We start from the raw sequence: 8,043 nt of genomic DNA, 5'->3' as shown, positions 1-8,043 counted from the left end.
CCGCGGCGGAGACGGTGAGGGTGTAGACGATGCCGGAGCCGGGCAGCTCGCCCAGGTGCTCGGCGAGCCACGCCAACCGGTGGGCGGCGTCGGGCAGTCGGAGGGCGGCGAGCCGCAGGCTCTCGCGGTCGAGCGACCCGCGCAGCACCAGCGCCCCGCGGGACTCCGCCGGACCGCTGCCGCCGGTGCCCAGCTGCTCGGCGATGTCGGCGGTGACCCGGGCGTTGGCGGTGGCGGTGGTGGCGAGCACCGGCACCCCGGCGCGCAGCCCGGCGAGGACGCTGCGCAGCCGGCGGTAGTCGGGGCGGAAGTCGTGGCCCCAGTCGCTGATGCAGTGCGCCTCGTCGACCACCAGCAGGCCGGCGGTGTCGGCGAGGTGGGGCAGCACGTTGTCGCGGAAGTCGGGGTTGTTGAGGCGCTCCGGACTACCAAAACTGGGTGCCGCTTCGATTCAGGGCCGTGCTGAGTCCGTGAGCTGGGTGAACGCCCCCGTTCGGCAGGTTGGTGAGAGATCGAACTCGGTGTATGAGGCGGGTGGCCCCGGACGCGCTGTGCGAGACGTAGAACTTCCGGCTGCGCGGGCGGCGGTCCGCCGGGTCCTCGTCCCAGCCGCGTGTGGCCGGTCCCTGGTCTAGGTAGTTCGCCAGCCTCTCTAGGCAACGAGGCGAGAGCTTGCATCGCCGCCCGCCAGGTCCCCGGGGGCAGCACCACCGCCCCGCGGCCGTTCCACACCCGGTGCCACTGATCCGCCGACTTGCGGCGCACTCGAAGCCGCCGGGCAACCTCTGGCGGTCTCATCCCGTAAGCGAACAGCTCGGCGGCCTCGAACCGCACCGACTCCCGGCGACGACGTACCTCGGCCTCCAGCCGGCCCCATCCCTATGGCGCACGCACCAAGATCTACAGCCCCCGATGCCAGCCACGAACCGTCACCCTGAAGAGCCGAGCTCAGTAAGGCCGGAGTGAGATACCCAACCAACCCTCATGATCAACTTTTGTCGACCCCGGCCTGCCGCATAGCCTCCCCGTACGCACCCACCCCGAGGGTCGATAGGGAGCAAAGGCCAGGTAGAGGTTAAAGGTCGAGACGTGACAGCCTCGACCAGGCGCCAAGAAAGTCGCATGGGAGCTCGGCTCGTAGACCCCTCGACTGCGGCGAAGTGTCGGCGGGACGCCGGGTAGGGGCCTGCTGCCGATCAAGCCCCGGTCGCCAGTCCGCTACCCCATGGCCCCGACGGGAGCGCCATGAGGCGATCCCCGACAACCTCTAGCCCTCACCAGCAGCAAGGGTCCTTGTAACTATGAACGCCATCCCCCCTATTCAAGTCGATGTCGGCGACGACGGAGCCGGCTGCTGGATTCTCCACATCGGGTTCGGGCTCGCGATTGCCGCGGGCTGCGTGTCGTGGTGGGTCTGGCACATCGAATGGCTGTCGTACCTGATTGCGGTGGTGGTGCTGCTGCCAGGCCTCCGGCTGGGCAAGTGGCTGGCACCGCACCTGCCCAAGGCCTACCCGGACAAGGGCAAGGGCAAGGACGACGACAGTCCGGAATCGCCCGACAGTTGATGTTGGCCGGTCATATCGACTCCTCGGCCACGGCGAAGCCTTGATCGCGCTTCGTGCGGGTATCGCCACTCCGGCCGTTGGGATCGTGTTCTGCGAGCAGTGGCCCGAGCGAGACCGTGAAGGCGGCAGTCGCCGATCAGCGCGATGTGAGCCGTCGAAGCGCCGTCTTGTGACTGGGTCACTCGCACTCCCAACACCGGCGACGGTCGGGAGCGCGACGAGGTGCCTCGCGGCCTCTGCTCGAACCGGCGCACACCTCGTTACGAAGCTCGGCTGCGACCGCAATCCATCGTGATCTGCTAACTACCCTCCAATTTCGGGCAAAGCATTCACGTTGGACAGCTTGGCGCCGCCCCAGCAGGTGAGCCCCAACACTGCGAGAGCGGCCTCGGGCCCAAGCGCTGCCGCAAACTCGAATGCTCCACTGGAGAAGGCAACCCCCATACCCACCAGGCAGCCCTGCCAGTAGTAGAGGATCTTGCCGGCCAAGCTGCTCTTGGAGAGGCTGTCAATGGCACTCCATGCGGAGCTCCAGAACCCCAAGCCGGTCGGGTCGATGTTGTTTGTGGGGTCGCCGGCGGCGTAGAGGTAGGGGTTGAGTTCCTGGCCGCTGGGGTCGGGCTGGGTGAAGCGGCCGATGTAGGGCTCGAGGTAGCGGGCGCCGAGGTGGTACAGCTCGGTGGGGTCCTGGTAGCCGCCGGCGTACCGGTAGGGCTGGGGGACCTGTTCGCTGGTCTCGGGTCGGACGGCGCCGAAGAGCTCGTACAGGTACTGGTTGACCTTGTTGCCGTCCTCGTCGACGACGGCTTCGATGCTGCCGATGAGGTCGGTCAGGTAGTAGTAGCGCTTGTCAGCGGTGCGGAAGCCGTGCAGGTCGCCCTCGGGGCAGCGGGTGAAGTTGATGTCCACCCCGGCTGCGGTCTGGCCGGACAGGCCGACGGGTCCGTTGTGGAAGGCGGTGTCGCCGAGGCAGGTGCGCTCGGACTGGTCGGTGGAGGCGTATGCGGCCGCATAGACGGTTCCGTCGTGGGTGACGGAGGTCATCTGGGACAGGTCGTTCCACTGCGCGTTGGTGAAGGTCGATTCCGGGCGCATGGCGCCGGCGGTCTGGTTGCCTTCGGCGTCGTAGGCAAAGCCGCTGGTGTCGCCGTTCAGGGAGGTGATCTGGTCGGCGTCGTCGTAGGTGAGGGTGTACTGGCCGGGGCAGGTGGCGGTGTCGGCGTCGTCGTAGGAGGTGATGTTGCCGACGGCGTCGTAGCAGAGCGTCCAGTGGCGCAGCAGGGTGCCGCCTTGGTTCAGGACGGTGTCGGTCAGCCGGCCGGTGGCGTCGTAGGCGTAGCTGTAGTCCCAGCCGTTGACCGTGTCCTGGCGGCTGTGGAGGCGTGTGTCGTCGCTGCCGGTGTCGGTGGCGTAGTTGAAGGTCAGGTCGGTGAGTGTGCCCTGGCCGGAGGTGGCGGTGATCTGGGTGGGGCGGGTGGAGCCGTCGCGGGTGATCTTCTCCACGGTTCCGCCGGGGAAGGTCTTTTTGGTGAGGCTGCCGTTGGCGTCGTAGTCGAAGGTGATCTCCGCGTCTCCCGGTTGGGTGAGGGTGAGCAGGTTGTTGACGTCGTCGTAGTCGTAGTGGACCGTGCCGGCTGGGTCTTCGTACGATTCGACGTTGCCTTCGGCGGTGTAGGTGAGGACGGTCTGGGAGCCGTCCGGGAGGGTGCGGACGGTTTCGCGGGACAGGGAGTCGAAGGCGTAGCGGGTGGTGCCGGTGGGGTCGGTGCGCTGGGCGAGGTTGCCGTCTTTGTCCCAGGTGTAGGTGACGGTCTGGTTCGGGCCTTCGACCTTGATCGGGCGGTCGTGGGCGTTGTAGGTGAAGGTGACCGTGGTCCCGCGTCCGTCGGTGGTGGTGATGGGGCGGCCGAGTGCGTCGTAGGTGCGGGCTTTGCCCTGTTTCGCGGACATTCGTGGTCTACGCGATCAGGTTCACAGTATCCGCCCGCGCCTCCCGTCTCTCGAACTCAACCGGACTCAACAACCCCAGCGCCGAGTGCCGACGACGGGTGTTGTACCAGGCCAGATAGGCAAAGACCGCCATCCGCGCCTCCAGACGGTGCCGCCAGCCGAGGTCCAGCACTCGATCCAGGAGACGTCCAGTCCGGCGCGCACCGCATGCTCCACCGACGCCCGTGCGTCCGGTGTCTCGGTGACCGTGCCGCCCCCGTGGTAGCCACCGACGATCCAGTCCTTGGCGGCGATCGACTCCAGCGTCACGGCGCAGTCTCCGCCGTCGGCGAGCGAGATGACGTACGGCGACGCGGCCGAGCCGGTCCCCGTGACGGTGATGCCGGCACCGCCCTCGACAGCGCATGAACAGCTCCCGGCACATCTGCAGCGAGCCACAGCACTCCCCTTCTCTCATCAGGTCGTTGAACGAAACGAGACCGCCCCAGGTCGGCGCCGACTCCTGCACGCGGAAGGTCCCGTCCGGAATCCGTCGACAGGATCGATCGCCAGCGCGGACGGCAACCCGCGCCGAGGCGCGGATCGGTGCCCCGGCCATGGCAGTGGGAGCCCTGGGTGGATGATCTCGGGCCCGGTCCAGAAGCGCTGGCGGGCCCGAGCGCGCCGCTGATGATGGGGGTGGTGGGCCCTCAAAGCCCTGGCCGTGCGAGTCCCGCGGGTCCGTCTGCCTCCATGTCGGGGCGGCGGGGGCGCATGTCGGCCCGGGCGGACGGCCGCGGGGCGGCGGTGCGGTCCAGGGTTGCTCGGCTTCCTCGCCTGGTCGTGCTTTGGGCGGGACGGCCGGGAGCTGAGGTGCGGGAGTTTGCCGCGTGGCGGCAGGAAACTCGGGATCGTCGCGCTGGCCTGGTGGGGTGTGGATGGGGCTAACCGGCCGGGGTTCGGGGCGCGGTGCACCATCGTCACCTCCCGTCGTCGTTGTCGGGTCCAGTGACTTGTGGCGTTGTCGCTTCAGTTATTGGGTTGGAGCGGCCCGGGGGCAGGGGCGTGCCCTGCACGAGCCGGTGGCCGCAGGAAGCCAGGGCATCAAGAGCCCGCTTCGCGGCAGATCGGTGGCAGCGAAGCAGCCCTGCTGCCGGCGACACCGGTCGGGGCCGGATGCAGTTTTGCGCCGGGTATCAAGGACGCCCTGCGTCCGCTTCCGCGCCGGGAAAGGCCGCCCAAAGGGTTGTGGCACAGGGGGGGCGCCAAAAGGCGGGCCTCGTTCGATCAGCGGCGGCCATGACCAGCGCCGAAGCCCGCCAGGGTCCACGTTGGAATGGATGTGTTCGGTTGGGGTCGTCCTGCGTTCGAGGGTAGGAGCGGGCCGGATGAGAAGATAGAGCGATCCGGGCTCTGTCCCGATTTCGATTGCCGCGCGAGGTCGCCGGAAATCAGCGGGTTGAGGACATCGCTTCTGGGCATGGAGGAGCGTTCCGCCTGGGCCCGTTCCAGCTGGTCACCGGCGAGATGGCCGTGCGGGCCACGTTGCGGACACGACGCCCGCAGGAGAGCTCGGCCGGCCCGCTGCACACCGTTGCATCGGGGCTTGTTCACGACCACCGCCGCTAGGCGCGGGGCGGCGGCCGTCGCAGAGGCGCCGGCTCGGGACACGCCGCACAGGACACCGAAAAACACCCGATGCCCCAGGCCGCGACCCAAAGCCCCTGAGCAGCTAACCGTCCAACGCGCAGCATTAGATGACCTGCCGTCAGCGACGCCAGACGCTAGCCAACTCCGATGCGCGGCACCTACCGTGACACGGGTGCTCCCCTGGCTCACCATCGGACTGACCATCGCCGCGCACTTCCGCCTCACCCGACTGATCACCGACGACACCCTTCTCCAACCCCTGCGCGACTGGGGCGCGCGCACCGCCGACTGGCTCGGAACCCTCCTGGAGTGCGCCTGGTGCGCCGGACTGTGGATCGCCGCAGGCCTGACCGCACTGGCCTACCTCGTCGGCGAGACCACCTGGTACCGGGCGGCATGCATCGCCCTGGGGATCTCCTGGCTGTACGGGATCGCTTCCCAGTGGCTGGACTCTCCGCCACCGAGCCGACAACAGGAGATCACACTCATCCACGTCAACCGCGAGACCGGTCGCCGCTAGAAGGACCTGCGGGGTTGTTTCCCGCGTCCGCCTGAACAAGCGTCAGCAGAGCTTCCATGCGGGTGAGGCGCACGTGACATACGGGCGTCCAGCTCGTTTGATCGCTCGACCGGCCGCCGCATGCGGGCCGGCGGGCGGTCGACCTGTGCACAGCCCGCCCTGCAAGGGAATCGGGTGCGAACCGTGGCAGATCCCTTCGGCCGGGCAGCACCCGCCTCCTTCGGCGCCACACTGCCGGGCGCGAAGCAGCCAGGCTTTGGCCGGCGAGGCGGAGCTCGCACCGGCGGTGCACCGCCGCGTCGGCGTCCGCGTCTTGCCCCATCCGCTGCTACCTACGCGCCGTCGGCGAGAGCGGTACCGGCCGCTTGGAGTCGGGCGAACTCCTGCTCGGGGAAGGGGTGGCGCCAGTAGGGTCCGAACCTGGGGCGGTCGTGGTTGACGTAGCCGGACCGGGCTGCGCCGAAGGCTTCGGTGAAGGCTCGGACCAGCGCCGGCAGTGTGGTGGTCGCGGTGAACAGGGCCGGGCCGCGGCGGGGTGTCCACACGCCTGGGGTGTGGTTGAGGGAGGTGTCGAGCCAGTCGTCGGCGAAGGGGTGGATGGCGATGCCGGCCTGGCCGCGCCAGCCGTGGCTGAGGTCGATGAAGTGCCCGCGGGGTTCGGAGGGCCATCGGGCACCGGTGTCGGGGACGCCCTCGGCCAGCAGCCGCACGGCCTGGATCAGCGCGTGCACGGCGTCGGGCTCCAGGCCGTCGAGGTTGGTCGTCGAGATCTCGCAGGCGCTGGTGTCGGTCTCCAGCGTGAGCGTCATCCCCTCCGGAGGGGAGAGTGTCACGGCGAACAAGTGGGGCCTCCGGGGTGCGGGTCAGTGCGGGCGGTGCCGCTCGTCCAGGGGGCGGTCGCACAGGGCCCAGTTGTTGTCCGGCCGTCCGGTGCTGGTGCGCGGCATGTCGGTGTAGGCGGTGACGATGTCGTGTGAGGCATTGTCGTAGACAAACCATCCGTGGCCGTGGTCGTTGGTGAAGCGGCGTGCGGTCTTGCCGGGGCTGGAGCCGGGCTGCTCGAAGAGGCCGCTGACGGCGATCCTGTCCAGGCAGCCGAGGAACTGGTTGGCCCACTTGTCGGTGCCGGGGTGGCCGGCTTCGATGTGGATGAGCCCCTTGGTGTGGTCGCCGCACCGCAGCTGCCAGGATCCTCCGGGGCCGCGGAAGTGCGCGATGATGTCGTGCGGGCCGTTGTGGCCGTCGAAGCACCCCGAGATCGTCGCGTTGCCGGTGTTCCAGGCCGGTGTGGCGTGGGCCGGCGCAGTGTTGAGGGTGATGGCCAGGAGCCCGGAGAGGGCTGCGAGCAGGGTGTGGCGTGTGGGCATGATGTCCGTCCTCGGCTGATGGGTCGCAGGGGAAGGACTGCCCTTCCTGGTTGAGGAATCACGTACTTGAAGTGCGTATGACCTGTTTGCTACCAATCGTCTGGTCATAGGGAAAGCTGGGCGGGTGGATCTGCGCGAACGCCCTGATCCGCGGTGCCGGCCGATCCCTACGCGGGTGTGGGGGATTGGTGTGTTGTCACCGGGATCGGGTTGCATGGGGGCATGAGTGATGCGGAGCTGAGGGTCGAGGCCGATGCGGTGCTGGCCGAGCTGGTCGGCGGGCGGGTCGGGGAGGCCCGGCTGCGGGAGGATCAGTGGTCGGCGGTCGAGGCGCTGGTGACGCAGGCGCGTCGGGTGCTGGTGGTGCAGCGCACGGGGTGGGGGAAGTCGGCGGTGTACTTCGTGGCCACGGCGCTGCTGCGGCGCCGGGGCGGTGGGCCGACGGTGATCGTTTCGCCGCTGCTGGCGTTGATGCGCAATCAGATCGAGGCGGCGCGGCGTGCGGGTATCCGTGCGCGGACGATCAACTCGGCCAATCCCCAGGACTGGAGCGCGGTCTACGGGGAGGTGGAGCGGGGGGAGGTCGATGTGCTGTTGGTGTCGCCCGAACGGTTGAACTCGGTGGAGTTTCGGGATCAGGTGCTGCCGAAGCTGGCTGCCTCCACCGGGTTGCTGGTGGTGGACGAGGCGCACTGCATCAGCGACTGGGGGCATGACTTCCGCCCGGATTACCGGCGGCTGCGCACGATGCTGGAGGAGCTGCGGCCGGGGGTGCCGGTGCTGGCGACCACGGCGACCGCCAATGCCCGGGTGACGGCCGACATCGCCGAGCAGTTGGGCACGGGTGGGGGTGGGGCGCTGGTGCTGCGGGGCAGTCTGGATCGGACGAGTCTGCGGCTGGGTGTGGTGGCGCTGCCGGACGCCGCCCACCGGTTGGCGTGGCTCGCCGAGCACCTGGGCGAGCTGCCCGGCTCCGGCATTGTCTACACCCTCACCGTCTCCGCCGCGG

7 protein-coding genes and 1 pseudogene are annotated in these 8,043 nt (G+C 68.9%); 3 read left to right on the top strand and 5 right to left on the bottom strand.

The window, feature by feature from the left end; genetic code table 11:
* Positions 1 to 427 (bottom strand): annotated as a pseudogene (locus tag BIV57_RS22895) (DEAD/DEAH box helicase); the annotation flags it as partial.
* A gap of 874 nt (positions 428 to 1,301) precedes the next feature.
* On the opposite strand from BIV57_RS22895, the gene BIV57_RS24740 reads away from it, so the two are divergent.
* Positions 1,302 to 1,568, top strand: a complete 267-nt coding sequence (locus BIV57_RS24740) for a hypothetical protein (RefSeq protein ID WP_139275775.1) — start codon at positions 1,302 to 1,304, stop codon at positions 1,566 to 1,568.
* 303 nt (positions 1,569 to 1,871) lie between these two features.
* On the opposite strand, the gene BIV57_RS22890 is transcribed toward BIV57_RS24740, so the two are convergent.
* Positions 1,872 to 3,518 carry an RHS repeat-associated core domain-containing protein gene (locus BIV57_RS22890; RefSeq protein ID WP_071658782.1) on the bottom strand — a complete coding sequence of 549 codons (1,647 nt, stop codon included), beginning with the start codon at positions 3,516 to 3,518 and terminating at the stop codon, positions 1,872 to 1,874.
* Between the two features lie 7 nt (positions 3,519 to 3,525).
* Complete coding sequence (locus tag BIV57_RS26665; RefSeq protein WP_139275774.1) at positions 3,526 to 3,690, bottom strand: integrase core domain-containing protein; 165 nt, start codon at positions 3,688 to 3,690, stop codon at positions 3,526 to 3,528.
* A gap of 1,629 nt (positions 3,691 to 5,319) precedes the next feature.
* Here BIV57_RS26665 and BIV57_RS25660 point away from each other — a divergent pair.
* The gene (locus BIV57_RS25660; protein WP_071658781.1) at positions 5,320 to 5,667 is read left to right on the top strand and encodes a DUF1360 domain-containing protein; all 348 of its coding nucleotides are present in this window, start codon (positions 5,320 to 5,322) and stop codon (positions 5,665 to 5,667) included.
* 332 nt (positions 5,668 to 5,999) lie between these two features.
* On the opposite strand, the gene BIV57_RS22880 is transcribed toward BIV57_RS25660, so the two are convergent.
* Both BIV57_RS22880 and BIV57_RS22875 read right to left on the bottom strand, forming a co-directional pair.
* Entirely contained in the window at positions 6,000 to 6,476 is a 477-nt protein-coding gene (locus BIV57_RS22880; protein WP_071658780.1) for a hypothetical protein, read from the bottom strand.
* Positions 6,477 to 6,530: 54 nt separating this feature from the next.
* Positions 6,531 to 7,034 carry a hypothetical protein gene (locus tag BIV57_RS22875; protein ID WP_071658779.1) on the bottom strand — a complete coding sequence of 168 codons (504 nt, stop codon included), beginning with the start codon at positions 7,032 to 7,034 and terminating at the stop codon, positions 6,531 to 6,533.
* Positions 7,035 to 7,256: 222 nt separating this feature from the next.
* Between BIV57_RS22875 and BIV57_RS22870 the strand changes: the two genes are divergently transcribed.
* Positions 7,257 to 8,043 (top strand): DEAD/DEAH box helicase (locus BIV57_RS22870; RefSeq protein ID WP_139275773.1); only part of this gene is annotated, 787 nt, incomplete at its 3' end.

The sequence above is a fragment of the Mangrovactinospora gilvigrisea genome, assembly GCF_001879105.1.
Lineage (GTDB): Bacteria > Actinomycetota > Actinomycetes > Streptomycetales > Streptomycetaceae > Mangrovactinospora > Mangrovactinospora gilvigrisea.
This window is presented reverse-complemented; position numbering and strand designations above follow the sequence as displayed.